Source organism: Spiroplasma endosymbiont of Labia minor, assembly GCF_964019845.1.
In the GTDB taxonomy this organism is placed as follows: Bacteria; Bacillota_I; Bacilli_A; order Mycoplasmatales; family Mycoplasmataceae.
Window position 1 is genome coordinate 813,652 of the sequence record NZ_OZ026465.1, and the last position, 24,969, is coordinate 838,620.

The window sequence follows — 24,969 nt, forward strand, 5'->3', positions numbered from 1 at the left end:
AAAACTTTCACAAGAATTCTTGTGAAAGTTTTTTATTCTATTATTAATTCTTTCAATTGATTAATGTATTGATCAATTGCATTAATTAGCGGCAAATAAGTTTCGTCCTTTGAAAAATCTACACCAGCATCTTTCAATATTTCTAATGGGGGTTTGTGTCCACCTGCTTTTAGAAAATTTAGTAAATTATCTTTATTTCCATTTTTTATATCATTAAATAATTTAAATGAGGCAACACAATCTATTGCATATTTATAAACATAAAATGGTGAATGAAAGAAATGAGAAATTCTAGGTCATCCATAAGATAATTTATCTGTTTTTTCAAATATATCATAGCCGTAATCCAATTCCACATCTTTAAATAAAGCAGCTAAACTATCTGCAGTTTGTGGTACATCTTGCTCTACTTGCATATGTGCTCTATATTCAAAATCTGCAAATTGTATTTGACGATAAAAAGTAGAAGATAAGTCAAATATTCTTTGTTGCAATAAATAAATTTTTTCATTTTTGTCAGTTGTTTCTGAATATAAATAATCAAATAACAAATGTTCATTTATTGTCGAAGCTACTTCTGCCAATATTATTGGATATTCAGATAACGGATACGGTTGATTTTCATTTGCCAACAAAGTATGAACAGAATGCCCAGATTCATGTGCTAATGTGTTTACAGAATTTAATTTGTCATCTCAATTCATCAAAATTACCGGATCAACACCGCTTCCTCCAGATGAATAAGCGCCATCTCTTTTATTTGTATCTTCAAAATAATCTATGCGATTATCTGATCAAGCAATTGCTAATTTTTGCAAGTATTCATCGCCTAACAATAAAAGTGATTTTTTTATTATGTCTTGCGCTTGTTCAACTGTAAATTTTTTATTATATTCTTTTGTTAATTTTAATTGTCTATCTGTTACATAAAATTTATCAAATCCAAATTTTTCTTTAATTAACAAATTATATTTTTTAAAAGGATCAATAAATTTTTTACCAACTAATAATAAATTTTTGTAAATTTCTGAGCTAACTTTATCACTTGCTAATGCAGCCTCTAATGAATTGTTTCAATTTCTCAAATTTAATGATTCTTTAGTTGATTGCAAAATTGAATCATAAATTTTTGCAAAAGTATGTTTCTTTGTTGAAAAATTTTTAGAATAAATTTGAGAGACTTCTCTTCGCAACATTTGATCTTTTATTGGATCAGAATCTTCCATAATTTTCATAAATAATGTGGTAGTTAGTGGTTGCTCTACACCATCATAATTAATTAATTCTTCTTGTCTATCTGCATATGCTAAACTATCATACATTCCGTCAATTGAACTTCTTGATCTAGAAACTTTTGATAATAATTCTTCATCATGATCTGAAAGAATATGTTTTGCATGTTCAAAAAAATCTTTCATTCCATATATATATTTATAATATTTTTGATCACTATTTAATCATTGCATAATTTTTTGCTCACCAATACTTTTAAGTTGTGGGGCAATGAATGATGTATATTGATTTATTTTTTGATAAGCGTTGACAAATACTATTTCAAGTTCTTTAAATTCGTTATTTGTTTGATCAATATCAGCTAAATGTAAATATTGCGCTAATTTTGCAAATAATTTATCTGTCTCATTTTCTAAATCCAAATATTTTTTAAATATTTCAAAATCATCTAGCTTATTTTTAAAAGTTTTATATTCTTCACACATTTTTTCAACTTTTATTAAATCTGCTTTTCATTCATCTGAATTTTTGTATAAATGACTGAAATCTCATTTATATTTTTCTTGGGCTTCACTACGTTTCATTTTTTACTCTCCTAATAATATTTTATATTGTTTATATCTTATTTTGAAAAAAACTAAGTGATATAATGTATTTTGTAGGAGGAAATTATTAATATGATTACATACAATAATAAACCAGAATTTGATATCACACTAAAGGCAATTAAAGCAGATGATATTGACTCACAATTCATTTCACCAAAACATGGTGATATTTCAATGCAATCAGAAACCAAAACTGCTTTCTTAACTTTTCAAGGACAAATTGAAAAGGATATATACTATACAATTTATGCAAATATTCAAGATGCAACGAAAAAACAAAGATGAAATTGAAATTTAGATTTAGATAGTTTTTTGAATCTTGTAGCTTCAGAAGAGGATAAAGAAATAGTTTTTGATGCAATTATCGAATCTATTATGTATACACAACATGAAACATACTCATTAAAAACAGATAATTCAATATCAAATAAAATTAAGTTTCATACAAATCTTATAGGTGATGGTCGTTACGAGAGAAGATTAAATACAGAAAAAATTAAAATGGAATATACAAATTGAGCTAGAGATCTTCAAGACACACCACCAAATATAGCAACACCAAAATACATTGCCGAAAAAATCAGTAAAAAAGCAAAGGAAATATCAACTGAAATCAAAGTTACTATTTTAAATAAAAAAGAAATAGAAGAACTTGGAATGGGGTTATTACTTGCAGTAAATGCAGCTTCTCATGAAGAACCCAAAGTAGTCATTGTTGAATATAATAGAAATCCTAGTGCACCAAAAAATGTGTTTGTTGGTAAAGGAATTACATTTGATTCAGGCGGATATTCTTTAAAAACAACTGCATTCATGAAAGGCATGAAATATGATATGTCAGGTGCAGCAATAGTATCAGCCGCAGTAATGGGATTAGCAAAAATGACTGCAAGAGTTAATGTTGCAGCAATAGCTGTTTTAACAGAAAATCGAATTGGTGGACATGGAATATTAAATGATTCTGTAGTTACTTCTTACTCTGGAAAAACAGTCGAAATAAATAACACAGATGCAGAAGGCAGACTAGTGCTTGCAGATGGAATTACTTATGCTATAAAACAATTAAATGCAAAAAGAATTTTAGATGTTGCAACATTGACAGGTGCTATAAAAATTGCTTTAGGAACAAATTACACAGGAGTTTTTGCAACAGATGATGAATTTTATGAAGAATTTTATGAAGCAACAAAGCATTCACACGAAGAAATTTGAAGAATGCCAATTCATAGAGTAAATCATTCCAATATGCATTGTTCAAAAATAGCCGATATTTCAAATATGTCAGAAACAGCAAATGGAGGTTCATCAAATGCTGCGGCCTTTTTAGCAGAATTTGCAGAAAAAATACCTTTTATTCATTTAGATGTAGCCGGAACCGCACATAGTTCAAATGAAGGCTATGGTGTTATGATAAAAACACTGATTGAATTGCTTAAAAATCAAGGAGAATTTTAATAAAAAAATACAATTATAAAGATTTTTGTTCTTTATAATTGTATTTTTTTGATTTTATTTTAATATTCCATTGAATCCTTATATTCTTTTACCCATGAAAATATGGTTGGAATAGGAACTTTATACTTTTCTGAAGCTTCTCTATATGTTGATCCATCTTCAACTATCGAATGTACAAGTTTTTCTTTTAGTAGTTTGTTGTATTTTGTACGATGCAAAAAACCATCTTCCTTCTACACAAATATAATACTAAAAAAATAAATTAAAAAAATTATTAATTTAACATTTCAAATAAAGTTTTTAATAACACTCCAGTACCTCTATTTTCAAAATCACCAGTACCAGCTATATCTAAATGAATAAATGGTTTGTTTTCTGCAAAAGAATCCAAAAATGCTGCAGCAGTCGAAGAACCTGCTTCTTTGCCTTTTTCTGCATTGGTTAAATCTGCAATATTCGATCCTTTTTGCATAACTTCCAAATGATAATCTTGCAGCGGCATTCTTCAAATTGATTCATTTGCTGATGCTGATGCATTTTTCATTTCTAATCAAAAATCTTCTTGTTTTGTAAATGCCCCTGTTGCTCATTTGCCTAATGCAATTACTATTGAACCCGTTAAAGTTGCTACTGTCACTATTCTATTTGCAAAACAATCTCTTAATGCATAAGTAATTCCATCTGCAAGCACTAGTCTACCTTCGGCATCAGTATTTGAAATTTCAACTGTTTGACCGTTATAAGAAGTTAACACAGACTCAACCAATGTACCATGTCCACCAATTCTATTATCTGTGAAAACACCAACACCAACAACATTAGCATCTGCATTTGCTTCTGCAAGCGCTAAAACAGTTGACAATACAACTGCTGCTCCTGTCATATCAAATTTCATTCCTTCCATATAATTTGATGGTTTCAAAGAATATCCACCTGAATCAAATGTAATTCCTTTACCAACTAAACCTGTTTTTGTTTTTGAAGTATTTTTATTATATTCAATCACAACAATTCTTGGTTCTTCATAAGATGCTGCATTAACCCCTAATAATAATCCCATTTTTTTATCTTTGATTTGTTCTTTTGTCAAAATTGATAATTTTATATTAGAAAATTTATTTGCAATCTCAGAAAATTTATTTGCAAAATAAGTTGCTGTTCCTATATTTGGTGGTGTATCTTGAAGGTCTCTTGCAAAATTTACTCATTTACTTTTTATTAAGGCTAATTGAAATATTTTTTCAAAATCAAAATTATTCACAATAAAGTTAATATTTATTTCACTATTTTCTTCCTTTTTCTTAAATGATAAACCTTTATGATTTATATACGCAACTGTTTCTACCATATTACCAAATAAAATGTCTTCTGGTTCATCACAAAATTCGATAAATGATTCAAAATTTATATTAACTGAATATTTTATTGTTGAAAAAGCTTTTCTAAATAATTCTATTAATTTTTCTCTAGATTTTTCTTTTTCAATAACTAAATATATAATTTTTTCTTCGGATATTAAAGTCAATTCTCCTTCTGTTTTTATAATTAAATTATTAGTTATATTTTTCTTGTTAATGGCATTTAGTGTTATTTCGTTGTCTTTTTTATTTAAAGTAATCATTTTATTCTCCTTTTAAAATATATGTTCATACATGCATTGTTTATTTTTACATTTAATAATATAAATATTATATAGTCTATTATTTTTAAATATAACATCAATCTTTGCGTTTAAAACGCCATCACAAATTGGGCAAAGTTTTAAACGCAAAATATTTTTATTGTTGGCCATCAATTTTATTGACTTAGTTTTCAAAATTAATTCTGTTTCGTGGAAAATTCGTTCTCTCAAATTATTAATTTCAGCAATTTTTATAAAATAAATATCATTTGTTGTAATTTTATTCTCTCTCAATAATTTATTTAATTGTTTGTGTACTCTCTGCGATGAAGAATTCTTTGTATTGATTTTTTTACTATGATAAATTCATCTTTTATAAATATTTTTTGATTCTCCAATGTATCCTAATATAAATTCATTATTTGCATACGCACAAATCATATATACTCCGGAAAATTCTAATTTTTTCTTATCAAAAATAAAATTTGTAAAAAAATCACATGTTGCAATTAAATTCTTAAAAAATAAGTCAAGATCATTTCTTCTTAAATTCAAAAATTCATCAGTTTTTGAATGAATTTTTTCATGTAAAAATTTTATCTCATTATAATCATTTTCTAATTGTTTAATCTCCGCATTTGTTAAAACAGCAGTTTTCTTTATAAACTTAATTAATTCTTTCATATACCATATTTAATTAAAAACGCAGCAAATTGCTGCGTTCAATAACAAATTATTTTAGAATTAATGATTGTTGAGTCATTTCTGTTGGAATTTCTTCATTCAATAAATCCAAAATTGTTGGAGCGACATCTGCAATAGCAGCATCTTTTTCACGCAGTTTAATGTTTTTATCTGTAATAATAATAGGAACTGGCTGAGATGTATGTTTTTTATTTGGTCCCCCATCAGTATCAATCATAATTTCTGCATTACCATGGTCTGCAGTAATAATCATTATTCCGTTTACTTTCTGCATTTCATCATAAACTCTTTTTAACTGTTCATCCAGAATTTTAACCGCTCTTATTGCTGAATCTAATTTTCCTGTATGCCCAACCATATCACAATTAGCGTAATTCAAAATTATTACATCAAATTCATTTTTTTTAATTTCTGAAATTAATTTATCTGTAATTTCTACAGCTGACATTTCTGGTTTTAAATCATATGTTGCTACTTTTGGTGATGAAATTAAATCAGCTGATGCACCAGCTAAAGTTATTTCATATTGTGTTGCTAAACCATTTTTAAAATAATCTTTACCACCATCAAAGAAAAATGTTACATGTGCAATTTTTTCAGTTTCAGCAATACGTAATTGACGATATTGTTTTTTAGACAATCATTCACCTAAACCATTTTTAACTTCTATTGATTTAAAAGCAATATGATTTGATTTAACAGAATCTGCATATTTCATCATTGATACAAAATAAATTTGGTCGCCTAGAAATTTTTCAGATTTAAAACTGTCATCTTGTCATCCCATATAGTTTTTATTTGTAAAAATAGATGCCATTTGGATAGCTCTATCTGGCCTAAAATTTGTAAAAATTACAGCATCTCCTTTTTTTACAAAACCGTTTGGTGTTTCGGTATTAAATGCCGGCGTTAAACTCTCATCATCATGATGCGATTCATATTCTGATTTGATATAGTTATTTACATTATCAAAATGTGCACCGTCATGACGAGTCAAAATTTTGTATGCTGCTGCTGTTCTTTCAAATCTTTTATCTCTATCCATTGCAAAAAATCTACCTATTATAGATGCGATTTTTCCTAAATTTAATTGATCTATTAGTTTTTGCAATAAATCAATGTATTCTTGAATAATCATTGGTTTTGTATCACGACCATCTCCAAACAAATGTAAATAGACTTCACTTAAATTTTTTTTCTTTGCTAATTTTAAAACCTCAAACATATGGTTCATGTGAGAATGGACTCCACCATCAGAAAATAAACCCATAATGTGCAAAGCGCTGTTATTGTTGATTGCAAAATCCATTGCTGAATTTAATTCTTCATTATTTTCAAAAATTTTATCTTTAATAGCTTTGTTTATTAAAGATAGTGATTCATATTTAATTCGCCCAGCGCCCAAATGAATATGTCCAACTTCTGAATTACCCATTTGTCCTTCCGGCAAACCAACTCATTCTCCAGAAGCATGTGCTTCAACTCATGGATATTCTTTTTTCAAAGATTCAACAAATGTCATATTCGCTTGTGTAATAGCATTTCCACTAGAATCTTTGGCTACACCTCATCCATCTAATATTGTTAATAAAATTGGTCTTTTTGCTTTCATATTTATTAAATTTCCTCTTCTAAAATAAATTGCTGTATCGCTGCTTTTACAGCACCATCTTCAGCATTTAAATCTATATATTTTTTAGAAATTTGTTTGATTGCATCACTTGAATTTTTCATAGCAACTGGCAAGCCTACAATTTTCATCATTGGATAATCATTCCCGCCATCTCCCATGGCCATAATGTCTTTTAGATTTATATTAAAATGTTGAGACAGCCATTGAACAGCCATACCCTTATTGACACCTTCTGCATTAACTTCATAATTCTCACTAAAAGTTCCGCTGTGAACTTCTAATTTCAACGAATTCATCAATTCCAAAATAGAATTTGTAGGATTAAAAACTAATAATTTTAAGCATTCGCTGTTAATTCCTCTAGTCAAATTCTCCCAATAAATTATCTTGCCCTCAAAAAATGTTGCTTCCGCTTTTATACGAGTTTTTTCTCCAAATCTCAATGTATATACTTCATTTAAATTTTCAGAGTACGCTCATATGCTACATTGGCTATTTTCTGGTTTTGCAGTTTCTATAAAAATTCTATTAACTGTAGCTGTATCTATTGATTGTTTTAATATTTCTGTTTCTGATTTTAGATCGTACATTAATCCACCATTATAACCTACTATAATTGAATGATTTTTTGTAAAACCATGTTGAATTAACTGGTTGTGAGAAGCAAAAATTGGTCGACCTGTTACAAAAACAACTTGTATACCTTTGTCCATTACCTTTAAAATTGGTTGAATATTTTCTTCTATAATAGTTCCCATTCTATGGTATGTAGTTCCATCCATATCAAGAACTAGCATTTTTATATTATTTTGCACTATAATTCACTAAGTCTAAATAAGATTCTGCTTTTAAACTTGCTCCACCGATTAATGCTCCATCAATATTTGATTGTGATAATATTTCTTTTATATTATCTGGTTTTACTGAACCACCATATTGAATTAAAATTTCTTGTGCAACAGAATCTCCATACAATGAAATTAATTTTTTACGTATTTCATGAATTACGTTTTCAGCTATTTCTGGTGTTGCAACTTTCCCAGTTCCAATTGCTCAAATTGGCTCATAGGCAATAACAATATTTTTTACATCCTGTGCAGAAACTCCGTTTAATGCTTTTTCAATTTGTCTTGAAACAAATTCAGTTGTTTTTTGAGCCTCAAAAATATCTAATGATTCACCACAACATAAAACAGGTATCATATTAGATTCCAATAAAGATTTAACTTTTCTATTAACAATTTCATCTGTGTCATTAAACATTTGGCGTCTTTCTGAATGGCCCACTACAACATATTTAATATTCAAATCTTTTAACATTGGTATTGATATTTCGCCAGTAAATGCACCCTCTTTTTCAAAATGCACATTTTCAGCCGCAATTATTAAATTTTTTGCAATTTTATTTGCATCTGAAAGAGCTGTAAACGGAATAGCAACTCCAGCAATTATATTTTCATTTTTTATAATTTTTTCATCCACTTCTTTAATAAACTTTAAAGCTTCTGTATTGGTTTTGAACATTTTTCAGTTACCAATAATAATTTTTTTACGCATAAATTTACCTCTCATATAAATAAAATTATATCACTTTAAAACTCATGTAAATTAAAATATAACTCATTTACATGAGTTATATTTTAATTGAAATATTCATTTGCAATATTTATTAAATCTACATCTATTTCTTGTGCAAATTTTAAACAAAAATTCGCAATAACATTAATATAATAAGCAGAATATGAAATTAATAAAAATAAATTTGGGTAATCAATAAATCTTCTTTTATCCACTCTAGATAAAATTGTATCATTCAACTCTCTAAATTGAACAGCTGTAGATAATACCACCCATATATTATTTGATTGTGAATTTCTAAACATTATTCTTAACTCGGGACCTAATTCTTCTAAAATTTCTTCTGGCATTGAAGACTTAATTTCAAAAAATTTCTTAGAAATTAAATGGGCTATATATTCTTCTGGCCTTGAATTATCAACTCTAATTAATTCAAAAAAATTATCATTTTTAAACATGCCGATTAAATCTGTAAAAGCATCAAATGAATTAATAGATTCCTTTAAATATTTATAAACATCAAAAGTATTATTAGTTCTGGTAAGCAATTCTAAATTTTTTATTTCATTTACAACTTTATTAATTGCCTTATTCAGTTCTGCTATGTCAACTACAGCACAATCTGACACAAATGTATCTAAAATTTTTGAATAACCAACCTTATTTATAATATCTATTAAATAATAAATTTGTTCATTAAAAGATTCTATTAATATTTGCTTTGCAATTCTTGTATTATCATAATTATTTATCATATTTTAAATTATACAGTTGTTAATTTTTTAGAAGCTGCTTCGTCAATTACTACAGTAACATTTGGATGATTTTGAAGAATTGAGCAAGGTCATTGATCAGATACTTTTCCTTCAACTAAATGAAAAATTGCATCTTGTTTATTTTCTCCACTTGCAATCAAAATTATTTCTTTTGCATTCATAATTGATTTTAAACCCATTGAAATAGCCTGTTTTGGCACTTCGCCTTTTGATGCAAAAAATCTTGCATTTGCATCTATTGTAGATTGCGTTAAATCAACAATGCTTGTTAAAGATTCAAATGATGTACCAGGCTCATTAAAACCGACATGTCCATTTATACCGATTCCTAATAATTGAAGATCTATACCCCCATATGATGCAATTTTTTCATCATATTTTGCTGGGTTGTCGGTATTTTTTCCATCAGGGATATGTGTATTGTTTTTATCTATATTTATATAGTCAAATAACTCATTATTCATGAAATATTTATACGATTTTTTATGTGTCCCATCCAATCCCTTATATTCATCTAAGTTAAAAGTTACTACTTTTGATCAGTCTGTATTATTTGTTTTATAGTCATTGACAATATATTTATATGTCGATAGTGGCGAAGAACCGGTTGCCAATCCCAATACTGCATTTGGTTTTGATTTTATTTTTGCAATAAACAAATTACCTACAGTTACACCTAATTCTTCAATTGTTTTAACTTTAATTATTTTCATTTTCTTGTCTCCTTTTTTTATTATAGCGATTTAATTAATTAAATTTTTTTAAGAATTTATAAAATAGTTCAAAATTTCCTATAATATTTGGATATTTATTTAATATATTAGTATTATTGTTAATTATTCTATTTAAAATAATATACGTCAACATTTTGTTATGTCCTCTAACTAAATACTTTTGGTTATCCCAAAATAATGTAGTACCATAACTTTTTGATTCAAAATTTGAAATTTTATGAATTGGTATTATGTGTTTAATTATTTGTTTATCGTCTGTCAAATAAATATTTTTTTTTGAATAATACATATTTAATAAACCAAAAAACTCTGGGTTTTCTTTATCATTTTTTGCAATTAATATATGTCAATTAACTTTGCTTTGCATAAAATTAATTTGCTCATTTTTTACTAAATCAAATTTAACGGGCAACTCTTTTAATGGACGCCATATAGCAAAAACTAATTCTTCAATATCAAAAATAAATTTTTGTTCATTTGCTGTTAATTTATAGTCTAATTTATTAACAATTTTTTTAAAATTATTAATAAATATATCCGAAAGTGAAAAATTATTTACCACTCATCTTCACAAAATTCAAGTTTTAAATATATAAAAATTTTTTAAATTCACAGACTCTAATCTTACGATTTTTCTTATATAATGTTTAGATTTTTTTAATACATTTTGTTCATCAAAGTATATTAAAAAATTGGATCTTTTAATATAGAAATTCACATTTAGATAACTTTTAAAAAACATATTCATTCACCTACAAATTATTTTATATTTAAATTTAATAAATTAATTTATTTAATAAATTTTGTTACAAAAAATCATTGAATTGAAAATAAAAATTATCAATAAATATCTATAAATTTATCAATAAATTGGCGCGCTTATAGGGACTTGAACCCTAAATCTTTTGAATCGGAATCAAATGCTTTATCCAATTAAGCTATAAACGCAAAAATAGTATTTTAATTACTATAAATATAAAAAAGCGTACTTTAAAAACGCTTTTTGAATTATAGTGGTGGTTTCGGACGGAATTGAACCGCCGACACGTTGAGCTTCAATCAACTGCTCTACCGACTGAGCTACGAAACCAAATGGCGACCTCAACGAGACTTGAACTCGTGATCTCCTCCGTGACAGGGAGGCGCGATAACCAACTTCGCTATGAGGCCATGGTTGCGGGAGTAGGACTTGAACCTACGACCTTCGGGTTATGAGCCCGACGAGCTACCAACTGCTCCATCCCGCGATAATAAAAAAATGGCGGAAGATGAGGGATTCGAACCCCCGCTCGGGTTTCCCCGACTCTCGGTTTTCAAGACCGACCCCTTCAGCCAGACTTGGGTAATCTTCCGTATAAACACATTCTATACTCTACCAATAAATCCGATCTAAATCTTACACCTATAAAAATTTAAAATGGTGGACCTTATTGGATTTGAACCAATGACCGTCCGGTTATGAGCCGGATGCTCTAACCAGACTGAGCTAAAGGTCCAATTGAAATATAAATTAAATGGTAGCGGGAAAGAGACTTGAACTCTTGACCTCTCGGGTATGAACCGAACGCTCTAACCAACTGAGCTATCCCGCCGTAAATAAATAAAAATGGTGGACCTAATCGGGATCGAACCGACGACCCCCTGCGTGCAAGGCAGGTGCTCTCCCAGCTGAGCTACAGGCCCAAAAAGTAAATGGTCGGGAAGACAGGATTCGAACCTGCGACCCTTCGGTCCCAAACCGAATGCTCTACCAAACTGAGCCACTTCCCGAAACAAAACCCCCGAATTGGGAGCTGAATTTTTTAAATGGCGCGCCCGAAGGGACTCGAACCCCTAACCTTTTGATCCGTAGTCAAACGATCTATCCAATTGATCTACGGGCGCATCACATTTTATCTTCTCATCCTTGGGAAGACCAAATAGATTATAACAAATATTATTTATTTGTATAGTTTTTTTAACTTTTTTTTAAAAAAACTATACAAATAATATTTTTCACATATAATAAATATGTGCTTGCCCTTTTGGCGGAATAGGTAGACGCACCAGACTCAAAATCTGGCGGGGTAACCCGTATCGGTTCGATTCCGATAGAGGGCACCAAATTATTATAGAACTCCAATTAATTGGAGTTTTTTATTTTGAAATTACACAAATTAAAAAGTTATCCGCAAATATACAGCCATCTTTATTTTCGAAAAAAGTATTTGAAATTAATCTTGTACTAAATGGTTCCAATAAAAATGAATTTATTTCAAATTTTAAACCTTTTATCGTTACAGTTGTATTATTTTTTGAAAAAAAAGATATATATCTAAATTCTTGAAACTTACTAAAACTTAAAATGTTTTCACCTTTTTCTAATTTAAAAGAAATGGAATTTTCAGAAATAATTTTAACATCATAACGAAAAATAAAATCAAATACAGATAAATTCATATCATAGCGAGTAGTAGGTTTTACAATCATAATAATTTCATTGCAATTATTTTTAATAGCATTTTGAATTGCAATTTCTCCATCTAAAAAATCTTTTTCAGTATCAAGTTGAATAAATTTTTTCGCTTTTTGTTCAATTATATTTTTTTCTGTCTTAGAAACATTGTCAAAATCCGAAACTGCTAAATCTAAAATCATATTTTTATTAATTAAGTCTAAACATCCTCTTTCAACGCCAATTTTATAAAAATTTTTATAATAAGATAAATTTAAATTATTTTCTGCAGCAACTATTAAAGCTTTGTTATTTTGCATCAATTAACCTCTTAAATTTGGTGGAGAAATCTTTTTCACCAAATAAATATGATCCTACAACAGCATAATTTATAATTTCATTATTCAAATTTTTAAATGTATCAGAATTAATTCCTCCATCTACTTCTATTTCTGTATTCAATTTATTTTTTAATTTAAAATTATTAAAACTATTAATTTTATCTACAACATCAACGATAAATTTTTGACCACCAAAACCGGGGAAAACCGTCATAAATAAAATTCCATCTAATTTATTTAAAAATTTTTTTATTTTTTTTCAATCTGTATTTGGATTTACAGCTAAAAAGGATTTGATATTATTAATTTTGCAAAACTCTATAAAATGATAAATTTGTTTAGTTTTTAAAGCTTCAAAATGAAAAGCTATTTGAATAACACCAGTATTTAAATATGATTGTAAAAAAGAAACTATACTTTTTTTCTTAAGTGAAATCATAAAATGAATATCTATATTTAATTTCGGAAATTGATTATGTATATTTTCTAAGATTTTTGGTCCCATCGTTATATTTGGAACAAAATTATTGTCCATAACATCATAGTGAATAGTTTTGATTCCATTATTTATCGCATTTTCTAAGTTTGCTTTTAAATTTAGAAAATTGGCCGAAATTATACTTGGATAAATTTGAATTTTTGACATTAATATTTTTCCCTTTCATTTTTTTTAATTTCCTCTTGAATTTTCACATAATCATTATAAATAAATTCAGGAAATTCACCTTTTTTAACAGCATTAATAATTGCACAATCGTCAATGTTTACATTAATATGTAAGCAATTTTTAAATTTACAATATATATAACGTTCGTTAAAAAAATTATAAGCCCTTGAAAGTTGGAAGCTTGTCACATCATTTAGTTCAAAAGATGAAAATCCAGGTGTATCTGCAATAAAACCATTTTTATATTCATATAATTCGTTTTTTGTTGTGGTGTGTTTACCTCTATTTAATGCTTTAGATATTTCTTGAGTTTGCAATTGCAATTTTGGCATTAAATGGTTTAAAGTAGTTGATTTTCCAGCTCCCGTTTGTCCTGTAAAAACAGTAATCTTGTTTTCTTCTAACATGCTTTTAAATTTCATTCATTCCAGATTTGCTCTTTTCAATTTATTATTTATATAATAAATTTCATAATTTAGATCTTTATATCACTCTAATTGTTTTCTAATTGGAGAATTAGTTGGTAGTAAATCTACTTTTGTAAAAGCTAAAATAGGCTCCGTACCTAATATTTTTACAAATGCTATATATTTATTTAAAAGATAAGATGCAAAAGTCGGATTTGCAACTGCTGTAACTATAACAACTCTGTCTATATTTACTATTCTGGGTCGATATAACTCATTTTTTCTATCAAATATTTTTGTAATACTACCCATTTTAAAGTTATCATCTGTTATTTCGAATTCTACATAATCTCCTACAGTTATTTTGTAATTATTATATCTAAAAATACCTTTTGCCTTACATTCATAAATTTTATTTTTATTTACTCTAACTGAACAAAATTCAGAAATCACTCGTGTTACTAAACCGTTTAAAATCACATTCAACACACCTTTACAAAATTATTAATAAAATTATTAATGCAATTAACATTATTGTAAACAAAAATGTATATAAAAAAGTATACGATGGTTTTAAATATCTACGCAATGAATTAAAGTGACTTGTTGCTGGCCTTTTAATAATTCTTCCTTTTTTTTCATTAAAATAATCAAATGTTTGTCTAAAAACTAATGGTTTATCATTTACACTTTTAGTAACATTTTTTAAATCTTTTGCAAATTCATCAATAGTTTTATATCTTTCATCTAAATTTTTTGCAACTGATTTCATAATTATATTTTCTAATGCCTGAGGAATATTCGGATTTAATTCTCTTGGTGGAATTACTGGTTTATTTATATGCATAGTAGCTAAAACTTTAGGCATCATATGTAAAAATGGTGCTACACCTGTAGAAAATTCATATAACATTACACCCAAAGCATAAATATCGGTTTGATTATTTACTTCAAATCCTAATATTTGCTCTGGAGACATGTATTTTGGTGTACCAACTGGTTTTTGTTCTTCACCAGATTTGTTGTCTATCATAATTGAAATTCCGAAATCTGAAATTTTTACATCACCAGACGAAGAGATTAAGATGTTATCTGGCTTTATATCTCTATGTATTATTCCTAATTTATGTGCTGCAGATAGACCGTTAGCTATTTCTCCAAAATAATATTGTAATTCTTCAATTGTCATAATACCAAAATCATTAAATTTATTTTTTAATGTTCCGCCCTCTAACAAACCCATTGCAATAAAGAAAAATCCTTGATCCTGAAAAACATCATAAAGTGGCACAACATTTGGATGATCCGCAAGGCGCGCCAAAGATTCTCTCTCAATTTCATATCTTTTTGGTCCGGTCTCTTTTAAAATCACATCTGGATTAATAACTTTTAAAGCAACATTTCGTTGAGTCATTATATCATATGCTTTATAAACTGTTGCCATACCGCCTTGACCATAACGTTTAATTATTTCATAACGTTTATGAATAATATCTCCGCTATTTAAAGCATATTTATCATCTTCTGCCATTTGAATCACTCTTTTTCTAATATTATGATATCAAAAAAAAAGAAAAAGCGAGTTTATACACTCACTTCTATTATTAAAATTGATAAATTATCTGTTGACATATTGTCTTTTGCATCAGAAATAATCAATTGTGCCTTATCTTTTAATTTTAATTTTTGATTCTGCAACGTCGCCACAACTATTTCTTCATCAAAATAATCATGCACACCATCAGAAGTTAATATAAAAACACCATATGGATCTTCTAAAAAATAAGTATCTATTCTTAAAGTTTTTGATGGCCCCAAAGCGCTAGTTAATACTTTTCAAAAAGTCACATCTGATGTTTTACCAAAAATATTATTATTGGTTTTAATTTCATCTCTATCTTCTTCTGGCGTGGAATTTCATAAATTTTGATCTTGTGAAATTTGAAATAGATTATTATTAACAAGTTTGTAAGTTCTAGAATCTCCTATATTTACAACATAAGCTTTTTTATTTGCAAATAGAATTGCCGTAAGTGTTGTACCCATATCTAATGTTTCTTTGTGAATAGAGGCATAGTCTATCATTTTTTCTAAAATTTCATTAACTGACTTTCTCAATCATTTATTAATTTCCGAATTATTCAAATTATTAAAATCATATGAATCGAACATTTTTACAAAAGAATCTACAGCTATTTTTGAAGCTATTTCCCCATGAGCATGCCCGCCCATACCGTCACACACAATACCAAAAGATTGTCCAAATTTGTTCGTTGAAAAAGTTAAATAATCTTGATTTGCTTTTCTAAAGTTTCCGATATCTGTTAATTTGGCGTATTTAAAATGCATTATTTAATACTCCTTCACGTTTTACTCTTAATTGTCCACATGCTGCATCAATATCTAAACCATATTCATGGCGAACTACTGCATTAATTCCTGATTTTTTTAATATTCTAAAAAAATTATCTATATTTTTTGAACGTTTATACGTATTCTCATTAATTTCATTATAAGGAATAAGATTTACATATCCATTTTTGCCTTTTATTAGTTCTGCAAGTTCTCTTGCATTTTCATTTGAATCATTAACTTTATCTATCAAAATGTATTCAAAAGTAACGCGGCGATTGGTTTTAGCCAAATAATAATCAACAGCTTGCATTAATTTTTCTAACGGAAATGCTTTATTTATTGGCATTATCTCTGATCTTATTTCATTGTTTGGTGCATGCAATGAGATTGCTAAATTTATTTGCATTTTTCTTTCTGAAAATTCCATTATTTTTGGAATGACCCCACAAGTTGAAACAGTTATATGTCGTGATCCTATAGCTAATGCTTTTGCATTATTCAAAATATCTAATGCTTTCATAACATTATCATAATTGTCAAAAGGCTCACCTATGCCCATTACAACAACATTACTAATTCTAGTTAAATCACTATTAGTTTCGTTGGTATTTTTTAGCATGTTATTCATAATTCAAACTTGTCGTACAATTTCAGATACATCTAAATTACGTTGTTTTTTTATCAAACCAGATGCGCAAAATGTGCAAGCCATATTGCAGCCAACTTGAGTGGTTATACAAATGGTATTACCATATTGTTGCGGCATTAAAACAGTTTCAATAGTCTTATTATCTGATAATTTAAATAAAATTTTTATTGTTCCATCACTTGATGTTTGATTTACTAATTCTTCAAAAGTTTCATTTGTGAAATTTTTTTGCAAATATTTTCTTAAATCATTTGATAAATTTGACATTTTGTCAAAATTTAATTCATATTTATCATATATTCATTCAAATATTTGAGTTGCATTAAATTTTTTATAACCTGATTCTATCAGAGTTTTTTCTAATTCTGCTAATGTGTAATTAAAAATATTTGTCATAACTTCGCTCCATTTTAAATTATATCATTAATTTATAATGAATATTTATATATACAGCAATGAATGACAAATATAATTATTTATTAAATATTTTTCTAATTTTTCTTTTTTTAATTATTTTTAAGACGATTAACGAAATCGTTCATAATGCAATTATTAAAGAACATAATAGAAAATAGAATCAAATTTGTTTGTAAAATGATTTTGTTTTTTGTTTTTCAATATTTTTATATTGAGAATTTTTAATATTAACTTCTAAATTGCCTGTTACATTATCTTTGCCTATAATATTTAATTTTATGGAATCTAATTTTACGTTAATAAAATTTGATTCCTCATTTGTAATTTCATTTTCATTGTTAATTACTATATTTCGATTTAAAATTAGTTGAGCTTCGCAATTTAAAGTGTTTATAGCATTTCCAACTAATGATTTGAAATTTTCTTTATCATTTACAATTGTTTCATAATACATTGTATTATAATCATCCAAATTAACATTTTGATTTACATTATTTGTATTTTTTATTATATTAATTATTTTAAAATGCGTACAATTTACAATGCTATTATTTTCTGATAAAACTTCAACAATTTGTGTTTAACAGTTTCGGATTCTAAAATATTTCAATTTAGAATTAGTATTCTTTCTTTTGTTGCATTTAAGTCTAATTTTACATCATCTATATAAAGATTAAATTTTTTTAACTGAAGACTTGCATACTCAATTATATCGCTATGAATTTTTTCAATGGTTGTATCTTCTAAAAACAAATCTGGAATTTCTAATTGGGCTAAATTGATTTTTCTAAATAATTTAAATTCAATTTGACAATTTCCTATTGCACCAGAATTTGGCAATGAATTTATTTGTAAAAAAACACTATTTTGGATTTGATTTGAACAATTTATTAATTTTTCTAATACATAATCTGTTAACCCAGTTATAGTATAATCATCATTATTAGATAAATAATTCGGTAAATTTTCTACAATCAAATTTATTATTTCGTTTTTTAATTGTGAAAAATCTATTATAGTAGATTTATCAACAACTATCGTTTTAGTTAATTTCAATGTATTCAAACTTGTTAAATCAAAAATCAATTTAGGGATATGTATTTGTAAATTTCTAAAATCTAATGTTGCCATTCCTTTCCCTGCACTATTAAAATTTCCATTTTCACCGTTATGCGCGTGTTCTACTAATTTTACAGTTAAACTTACAATTTTATTATCTTCAAGATTAATCGAAACATATGCTCATTGTTCTACAAAATCTCCATTTTTTGATTCACGACCGTAATCTTGTTGAGCTTCTTTTTCTCCTATTCTCATTGTTACTTGTAAAATTCTATCCGATGTTGCTGCTGCTGGATCTGTAGCCTTCAATTCCATGCTTGAGTCTATTGTTATTTGATCTAACCTTGCAGAATCATAATTTGTAATTAATTTAGTAACATCAACAGTTATAGTTTTTTCATCTATTTGTGTGTCATCTGATTTTTCTCATGCTCATGTACATCTACCGGCATCTGCACTTTTTTCTAAATGAATATCATCAGAAAATTTTTCCTGTGAAAAACCACCAGAATTAATGTCATACAGACTAATATTTTCAGTAGTTCTATCATCACCAATTTGTAATTCTGTTTTTGTCAACAATATTAATGATAAAGATAAAATTGATGATCATAAAATTAATAAAGATTTTCTCATTTTTATACCTCCAAACAAATATGTAATTTTTTTATTAATTAAATGCTTTTTGGGACAATTTTTAAATTTAATCGTAACGGAAATCAGAAAATACCCAAAAAAATTAATTAATTTTTTTGGGTATTTTCTACTAATTATCTAACTTTGCTAATTTGGCTATATAGAAACCATCTGTATTATTTTCATATCCAAAAAATTGATGCTCTTCTAACAACACCATATCTGGATGATCTAATCTAAAATTATCTATTTGATTTTGATTTTCTGCTTTACTAATTGTGCAAGTGGAATACACTAATATTCCATCAATTTTTAAAGCATTATAGGCTTTATTTAATAAATTTTTTTGGATATTTATTAGAGAATTTATTTTAGTTCGATTCAAACCTACCAATTTTATTTCTGGTTTTCTTTTTAGAACACCAAAACCAGAACAAGGTGCATCAAGCAAAATCTTATCGTATTTTTCAACAGCATTAATTTTTGTTGCGTCCACATTAAATAACTTGATATTTTTACAATCTAATCTTGCAATATTTTCTTCTATATATTTTATTTTATATCCTGCAAGTTCATAAGCATCTATGAAACCTGTATTATTCATCAATGCTGAAAGATGCGTTAATTTACCTCCCGGAGCCGAACACATATCTAAAACTACTTCATTTGGTTTTGGATCTAAAACTTCGCCAACAAGTATAGAGGCTTGATCTTGTACATTAACAAAACCACGTTTAAACATCTCAGATGTAATAATAGGTCTTGCAGAAATAACTCCACTCTTTGAAATATTTGATGAAACCAAATCAAAATCTTCGGTAAATTGTTCAAGAAGTTGTTCACGTGAAATTTTCAATGTGTTAGTTCGCAAAGAAATTGGTGGAATATTTAGTGAATCCTCAGCAACTTTGATGGCAACTTCGCTTGAAAAATCATTTTTTATCTGTTCAAATAAAGAAGTTTCAAAACTTGTTTTAATCAATAATCGCTCATTACCTTTTACTGTTATATTAAAACGTTCTTTTTCATTTGCAATTGCGTTTTTTAAAACAGCATTAATTAGACCCGCAAATTTACTAAATTCTTTTTTTGCAACTTCTACTGCTTCTGAGATAATCGCATAATTTGGAACTCTTTCCATAAATTTCATTTGATATAAACTCATTCATATTAAAATTTGAATTTTTTTGGGGGTTGCTTTTTTTGAAATCATTTTAGTTGTAACATAATCCAAATATTTTGCGTTTTGCAATGTACCCAAAACAATTCTTGTAATATTTTTTTGATCCAACCCAGAAAAATTATTTTCTTTATGCATGTTATTCAATAAATGATTTGAATATTTCTTTTCAAGTACGACACCTTTTAAAATTTTATAAGCTTCTAATCGTAATGACATAACTATACTCCCTTAGGTGAACATTAATGATTTTAAATTGTGAAAAAATTAATCTCTAGCATTAATCTTTCACATAATTGCTCAATAATTTCTTTATTTAATAAATTGTCTAATTTGCCATGCGCTAAAATTTCGTGATAAGCAGCATCTGTTAAAGTATTTATTAGTTTTATTTTAAATTCATCGTCATTTAAAGCCAAAGTTTCTTCCATCGTTCTCTCTGATGGTTCTTTATTTTCACCTAATAAATCTAAATTGAAACGCCAATTTTCCACAAAAAACATATACTTTACTTCAACTATAGTCGTAATAATTTTGCGCAATTTATTAAACACAGATTCTAATGTATTGTAATTTGTAATGTTTTCTTTTTGCAAAACATCTTTAATTTTAGCAATGGTATTTTCTAAATTATCGTTTTCAATAACATAATCATACTTATATTTTAATGGTATTTCTAAAAGAGCTTTTTCAAGCCTTTGTTTTACAACATCGACTTCCTCTGTTCCTCTAGAAAATAAACGCTCTTGCAAAATTGATAAACTTGGTGGCATTAAAAATAAAGAAATTATATCATTTGGATTTTCCTTTTTTAATACTTGTGTCGCACCAATAACTTCTATTTCTAAAACAACATTCTCACCATTTTCAATTTTATCATAAACATATTTTCTTGGTGTTCCATAAAAATTACCAATAAATTCTGCATATTCTATTAAATCATTATTTTCAATGGCTTTATAAAATTCTTCTCTTGAAACAAAAAAATAATTTACACCATTTATTTCTCCCGGTCGTTTACTACGTGTTGTCATTGACACAGAATAATTTAATTTTAATAATTTATCTTCAAATAAAAATTTATTAACAGAACCTTTACCAACTCCAGATGGACCAGATAGAATAATAATTTTGCCTCTTTTTTTTGTATTAATCATTATTTTCATCCTCTCTCCTTAGTATATATAAATGTTTATTTTTATAATTTTTATATTTTAGCAATACAAACTGTGAAATCTCATCTTCATTTAATAATATTGGCGATTCGCAAATTATCACCCCAAAATTATTAAGTAATTTACTGGTTTTTATAAATTCAAAAAAATCATAATAAAATTCTATATTTGCAAATGGTGGGTCAAAATATATTAAATCAATTGTGATATTTTGTTCAAGTAAGCAAGTTAATACAATTTTATAATCTAAATTAAATAGACTATAACATGATTTTGAAATATCATGGAAATTTTGTTCAATAATTTTAACTGCATCTTTGGATAAATCATTTATATATGCATGTAAAATGCCTCTTGATACTCCTTCTAATGACAAAGCACCAGAACCGCCAAATAGATCTAATGATTTCTTATTTTCAAAAAAAAATCAATTATCTAATATATTAAACATATCTTCTTTGATATATTGAATCGTTGGTCGAGTATTTCTTCCTTCTAAAGCAATTAATTTTCTGCCCTTAAATTTTCCTGAGATAACGTTCATGTTTTTTCCTTTTATTTCTATTATACAAAATAACTTAAAAATGCACACAAAAAAATGAAATTAGTCTTATCAACTATTAACAAAAATTATGATATTATTTTATAGAATTTAGAAGGGTTTATAGCAAAAGATGAAATTAGATTTAGCAAAAGATTTGTTGCAAAAAGAGACCCCAACAAATAAATGATTAATAAAAGATACAGATGCAAAAATTATTAGAGCAAAATCAAAAGATATCAAATTACCTTTATCTGTTGAAAATGAACTTATAATGAAAAAATTGATAGATTTTGTGAGATACTCTCAAGATCCATCGATTAATGAAAAAGACAATGGAGATTATTTAAGACCAGCAGTTGGTTTAGCAGCACCACAAATTGGTGCAAATATTAATATGTTTTTTATTAGATTTGAAGAAGAAGATTCAAGTGAAGAATACGCCATTATTAACGGAAGAATAATTTCTAAATCTGTTCAAATAATTACGATTGAAAGTGGCGAAGGATGTTTATCTGTTGATAAAGACTACGTTGGTTTTGTACCTAGAAGCTACAAAATAGAATTTGAAGGATTTGATTGACTTACTAAAAAAAATATTAAAAAAACATTCAGTGGTTACCATTCAATTGTTTTTCAACATGAACTAGATCATATAAATGGAAAATTATATTATGATTGAATAAATAAAAAAGCGCCAGAAGAAATAAATCACGACTGGATATACATTTAAATAATATAAAAAATTAATAACTGATATAAATAATATAAAAAATCAAAAAATGTTTATTTTTTGATTTTTATTGATAAAATAAATGTAAATTTATAATAAAGTTTTAATGTTTCAATTATTTTACAATAAGTCTATATTAATAATTTATTAAAGCTATTCCACTTATATTAATATGTAAAAAATTACTTTCAAAACATTAAAAATATTAATAAATTACAAGGAGATTTAAAATGAATTTACAAAATACTAATGAAATAAAATCAACAGATGAAAATATAAGAGACTATAGAAATTTAGATATCTCAGAAAAATATGTTTTTGAAACTTCAATGTTTAAAAAATATTCATCAAAATCACCAACTAAAGTTTTTGCTTTAGGTGGTCTTGAGGAAATTGGAAAAAATACATACTGCATAGAACATGAAGATGAACTTATTATGATAGATGCTGGTGTAAAATTTCCAGATCCAACTATGCTTGGTGTTTCTGCAGTCATTCCAGATTTTTCTTATTTAAAAGAAAACAATCATAAATTAAAATCCCTATTTATTACTCATGGTCATGAAGATCATATTGGTGGAATACCCTATCTTGTTAAACAATTAAATGTACCAATTATTTATGCTCCAGAACTTGCAGCAGCTTTAATTCGTGATAGATTAAAAGAACACAAATTGTTAAATAACACTATCGTAAAAGAATATAAAGATAACGATGTTTGATCTTCGAAAAATTTACGAATATCATATTGTGCACTTAACCACTCAATACCAGATGCTTTCGGAATTTTAGTTGAAACGCCAAACGGAAATATTTTTTCAACAGGAGATTATAAATTTGATTGAACACCCTTAGGCCATAATGTTGATATAAATAAATTATCAAAAATGGGTGCTAGTGGAATAGAACTTTTAATGGCAGATTCAACAAACGCTGAAGTTGAAGGTTATACATTAGGTGAAAAACAAGTAATAGCTAACATTGACACATTATTTTTAAAAACTAAAGGTCGAATTATGATTGCCTCTTTTGCATCAAATGTTCACCGTATTCAATATATTGTGGAAACTGCCAATAAATACAATCGTAAAATTGTTGTGATTGGAAGATCGCTTGAAAGAATAATTAAAATGATTAGACAAATTGGTCATTTAAAAATTTCTGAAAAAGCATTCATAAAAGTTGCAGAAATTAATCAATATAAACCAAATGAAATTATGATTTTATGTACTGGTTCTCAAGGAGAACCTATGGCTGCATTATCAAGAATTGCAAATGAACAACATCAATCAATTAAAATAATTCCAGGTGATACTATAATTTTTTCATCATCACCAATTCCAGGAAATAAAGCAGATGTGGAAGACGTTGTTAATAAATTAACAAGAATAGGTGCAATAGTTATTGAAAATTCACCTACATTAAAAATCCATACCTCAGGACATGCATCACAAGAAGAACAAAAATTATTATTCACTTTGTTGAGACCCAGATTTTTTATGCCCATGCATGGTGAATTTAGAATGCTAAAAACTCATGTCGAAACAGCGCAAAGTGTTAATTTGAAAAAAGAAAATACTTTTGTTTTAGCAAATGGAGACCAATTAGAACTTTTGAATGGTACAGCAAAACAAGGTATACGTGTTGCAGCCGATGCTGTCTATATAGATGGAAAAGACATGACGGGACAAGCACCAAATGTTATTCGTGAAAGAGAAATTCTTTCAAAAGATGGTTTGATTGCAGTAATAGTCACAATAGATTCACAAACAAACAAATTACTTGCTCAACCAAAAATTATTTCAAGGGGTTCATTTTACGTTAGAGAAAATGGTAATATAATTGGAGAAGCTATCAATATTGTAGCTAACGCAGTTCTAGAAATTCTAAAACAACCCAAACCTACATTTGGAGCTATAAAGAAAACAATAAAACAATCACTGTCACCTTTTATTTTTAGATATAAAAGAAGAAACCCTCTTATAATACCTGTAATTTTAAATAAAAAATAAGAAAGAGAAGACTATAT

The 24,969-nt window shown here is 27.1% G+C and carries 24 protein-coding genes and 11 tRNA genes; 4 read left to right on the plus strand and 31 right to left on the minus strand.

Annotated elements, in window-relative coordinates:
* Window positions 1-32: 32 nt before the first annotated feature.
* Window positions 33-1,817 (minus strand): oligoendopeptidase F, encoded by a 1,785-nt coding sequence (gene pepF, locus AACK85_RS04125; RefSeq protein WP_338969513.1) that lies wholly within the window; start codon window positions 1,815-1,817, stop codon window positions 33-35.
* 93 nt (window positions 1,818-1,910) lie between these two features.
* Between pepF and AACK85_RS04130 the strand changes: the two genes are divergently transcribed.
* Window positions 1,911-3,296, plus strand: coding sequence for a M17 family metallopeptidase (locus AACK85_RS04130; protein ID WP_338969515.1), 1,386 nt, complete (start codon window positions 1,911-1,913; stop codon window positions 3,294-3,296).
* Window positions 3,297-3,355: 59 nt separating this feature from the next.
* On the opposite strand, the gene AACK85_RS05020 is transcribed toward AACK85_RS04130, so the two are convergent.
* The 19 genes from AACK85_RS05020 to AACK85_RS04220 all read right to left on the minus strand — a co-directional run bounded on the left by AACK85_RS05020 (window position 3,356) and on the right by AACK85_RS04220 (window position 12,227).
* Window positions 3,356-3,514, minus strand: coding sequence for a transposase (locus tag AACK85_RS05020; protein WP_422397526.1), 159 nt, complete (start codon window positions 3,512-3,514; stop codon window positions 3,356-3,358).
* Window positions 3,515-3,570: 56 nt separating this feature from the next.
* Window positions 3,571-4,917: a M17 family metallopeptidase gene (locus AACK85_RS04135; protein ID WP_338969517.1), complete on the minus strand. Its 1,347-nt coding sequence runs from the start codon at window positions 4,915-4,917 to the stop codon at window positions 3,571-3,573.
* Window positions 4,918-4,929: 12 nt separating this feature from the next.
* Window positions 4,930-5,601, minus strand: a complete 672-nt coding sequence (locus tag AACK85_RS04140; RefSeq protein WP_338969519.1) for a hypothetical protein — start codon at window positions 5,599-5,601, stop codon at window positions 4,930-4,932.
* A gap of 49 nt (window positions 5,602-5,650) precedes the next feature.
* The gene (gene gpmI / locus AACK85_RS04145; protein WP_338969521.1) at window positions 5,651-7,234 is read right to left on the minus strand and encodes a 2,3-bisphosphoglycerate-independent phosphoglycerate mutase; all 1,584 of its coding nucleotides are present in this window, start codon (window positions 7,232-7,234) and stop codon (window positions 5,651-5,653) included.
* Window positions 7,235-7,239: 5 nt separating this feature from the next.
* Window positions 7,240-8,070: a Cof-type HAD-IIB family hydrolase gene (locus AACK85_RS04150; protein ID WP_338969523.1), complete on the minus strand. Its 831-nt coding sequence runs from the start codon at window positions 8,068-8,070 to the stop codon at window positions 7,240-7,242.
* Entirely contained in the window at window positions 8,060-8,812 is a 753-nt protein-coding gene (tpiA, locus tag AACK85_RS04155) for a triose-phosphate isomerase (RefSeq protein WP_338969524.1), read from the minus strand. The genes AACK85_RS04150 and tpiA overlap by 11 nt, the downstream gene beginning before the upstream one ends.
* Before the next feature lie 83 nt (window positions 8,813-8,895).
* The gene (locus AACK85_RS04160) at window positions 8,896-9,588 is read right to left on the minus strand and encodes a hypothetical protein (RefSeq protein ID WP_338969526.1); all 693 of its coding nucleotides are present in this window, start codon (window positions 9,586-9,588) and stop codon (window positions 8,896-8,898) included.
* A gap of 8 nt (window positions 9,589-9,596) precedes the next feature.
* Window positions 9,597-10,322 (minus strand): glucosamine-6-phosphate deaminase, encoded by a 726-nt coding sequence (gene nagB / locus AACK85_RS04165; protein WP_338969528.1) that lies wholly within the window; start codon window positions 10,320-10,322, stop codon window positions 9,597-9,599.
* 34 nt (window positions 10,323-10,356) lie between these two features.
* Complete coding sequence (locus AACK85_RS04170; RefSeq protein WP_338969530.1) at window positions 10,357-10,956, minus strand: hypothetical protein; 600 nt, start codon at window positions 10,954-10,956, stop codon at window positions 10,357-10,359.
* A 258-nt stretch (window positions 10,957-11,214) separates the two neighbouring features.
* Window positions 11,215-11,291: transfer RNA gene (locus tag AACK85_RS04175), tRNA-Arg, on the minus strand.
* Between the two features lie 66 nt (window positions 11,292-11,357).
* Window positions 11,358-11,433, minus strand: a tRNA-Phe gene (locus AACK85_RS04180).
* Window positions 11,434-11,436: 3 nt separating this feature from the next.
* A tRNA-Asp gene (locus AACK85_RS04185) sits at window positions 11,437-11,513 on the minus strand.
* Window position 11,514: 1 nt separating this feature from the next.
* A tRNA-Met gene (locus AACK85_RS04190) sits at window positions 11,515-11,590 on the minus strand.
* A gap of 12 nt (window positions 11,591-11,602) precedes the next feature.
* Window positions 11,603-11,695: transfer RNA gene (locus AACK85_RS04195), tRNA-Ser, on the minus strand.
* A 66-nt stretch (window positions 11,696-11,761) separates the two neighbouring features.
* A tRNA-Ile gene (locus AACK85_RS04200) sits at window positions 11,762-11,839 on the minus strand.
* A 19-nt stretch (window positions 11,840-11,858) separates the two neighbouring features.
* Window positions 11,859-11,935 (minus strand) — tRNA-Met (locus tag AACK85_RS04205).
* Between the two features lie 15 nt (window positions 11,936-11,950).
* Window positions 11,951-12,026 (minus strand) — tRNA-Ala (locus AACK85_RS04210).
* Window positions 12,027-12,036: 10 nt separating this feature from the next.
* Window positions 12,037-12,113, minus strand: a tRNA-Pro gene (locus tag AACK85_RS04215).
* Between the two features lie 37 nt (window positions 12,114-12,150).
* Window positions 12,151-12,227, minus strand: a tRNA-Arg gene (locus AACK85_RS04220).
* A gap of 134 nt (window positions 12,228-12,361) precedes the next feature.
* On the opposite strand from AACK85_RS04220, the gene AACK85_RS04225 reads away from it, so the two are divergent.
* A tRNA-Leu gene (locus AACK85_RS04225) sits at window positions 12,362-12,446 on the plus strand.
* A gap of 33 nt (window positions 12,447-12,479) precedes the next feature.
* Here the strand turns inward: AACK85_RS04225 and AACK85_RS04230 are convergent.
* The 11 genes from AACK85_RS04230 to AACK85_RS04280 form a co-directional block, all read right to left on the minus strand.
* Window positions 12,480-13,097, minus strand: a complete 618-nt coding sequence (locus AACK85_RS04230; RefSeq protein WP_338969532.1) for a thiamine diphosphokinase — start codon at window positions 13,095-13,097, stop codon at window positions 12,480-12,482.
* Entirely contained in the window at window positions 13,087-13,764 is a 678-nt protein-coding gene (locus AACK85_RS04235) for a ribulose-phosphate 3-epimerase (RefSeq protein WP_338969534.1), read from the minus strand. The genes AACK85_RS04230 and AACK85_RS04235 overlap by 11 nt, the downstream gene beginning before the upstream one ends.
* On the minus strand, window positions 13,764-14,672 hold the full coding sequence (rsgA, locus tag AACK85_RS04240) for a ribosome small subunit-dependent GTPase A (protein WP_338969536.1): 909 nt from the start codon (window positions 14,670-14,672) through the stop codon (window positions 13,764-13,766). The genes AACK85_RS04235 and rsgA overlap by 1 nt, the downstream gene beginning before the upstream one ends.
* 13 nt (window positions 14,673-14,685) lie before the next feature.
* Window positions 14,686-15,723: a serine/threonine-protein kinase gene (locus AACK85_RS04245; RefSeq protein ID WP_338969538.1), complete on the minus strand. Its 1,038-nt coding sequence runs from the start codon at window positions 15,721-15,723 to the stop codon at window positions 14,686-14,688.
* Window positions 15,724-15,776: 53 nt separating this feature from the next.
* Entirely contained in the window at window positions 15,777-16,541 is a 765-nt protein-coding gene (locus AACK85_RS04250; protein ID WP_338969539.1) for a PP2C family protein-serine/threonine phosphatase, read from the minus strand.
* Window positions 16,531-17,592, minus strand: a complete 1,062-nt coding sequence (rlmN, locus tag AACK85_RS04255) for a 23S rRNA (adenine(2503)-C(2))-methyltransferase RlmN (RefSeq protein ID WP_338969541.1) — start codon at window positions 17,590-17,592, stop codon at window positions 16,531-16,533. Before rlmN ends, AACK85_RS04250 begins: the two co-directional genes overlap by 11 nt.
* Window positions 17,593-17,668: 76 nt before the next feature.
* Entirely contained in the window at window positions 17,669-18,067 is a 399-nt protein-coding gene (locus tag AACK85_RS04260) for a hypothetical protein (RefSeq protein ID WP_338969543.1), read from the minus strand.
* Window positions 18,068-18,150: 83 nt separating this feature from the next.
* On the minus strand, window positions 18,151-19,311 hold the full coding sequence (locus AACK85_RS04265; RefSeq protein WP_338969545.1) for a hypothetical protein: 1,161 nt from the start codon (window positions 19,309-19,311) through the stop codon (window positions 18,151-18,153).
* Window positions 19,312-19,441: 130 nt separating this feature from the next.
* The gene (rsmB, locus tag AACK85_RS04270; RefSeq protein WP_338969547.1) at window positions 19,442-20,710 is read right to left on the minus strand and encodes a 16S rRNA (cytosine(967)-C(5))-methyltransferase RsmB; all 1,269 of its coding nucleotides are present in this window, start codon (window positions 20,708-20,710) and stop codon (window positions 19,442-19,444) included.
* 32 nt (window positions 20,711-20,742) lie between these two features.
* Complete coding sequence (gene gmk / locus AACK85_RS04275; RefSeq protein WP_338969549.1) at window positions 20,743-21,648, minus strand: guanylate kinase; 906 nt, start codon at window positions 21,646-21,648, stop codon at window positions 20,743-20,745.
* Window positions 21,641-22,210: an RsmD family RNA methyltransferase gene (locus AACK85_RS04280; protein ID WP_338969550.1), complete on the minus strand. Its 570-nt coding sequence runs from the start codon at window positions 22,208-22,210 to the stop codon at window positions 21,641-21,643. Before AACK85_RS04280 ends, gmk begins: the two co-directional genes overlap by 8 nt.
* 130 nt (window positions 22,211-22,340) lie before the next feature.
* On the opposite strand from AACK85_RS04280, the gene def reads away from it, so the two are divergent.
* The gene (gene def / locus AACK85_RS04285; protein WP_338969552.1) at window positions 22,341-22,940 is read left to right on the plus strand and encodes a peptide deformylase; all 600 of its coding nucleotides are present in this window, start codon (window positions 22,341-22,343) and stop codon (window positions 22,938-22,940) included.
* Between the two features lie 230 nt (window positions 22,941-23,170).
* Window positions 23,171-24,952, plus strand: a complete 1,782-nt coding sequence (locus AACK85_RS04290) for a ribonuclease J (protein WP_338969554.1) — start codon at window positions 23,171-23,173, stop codon at window positions 24,950-24,952.
* The last annotated feature ends 17 nt before the right edge of the window (window positions 24,953-24,969 follow it).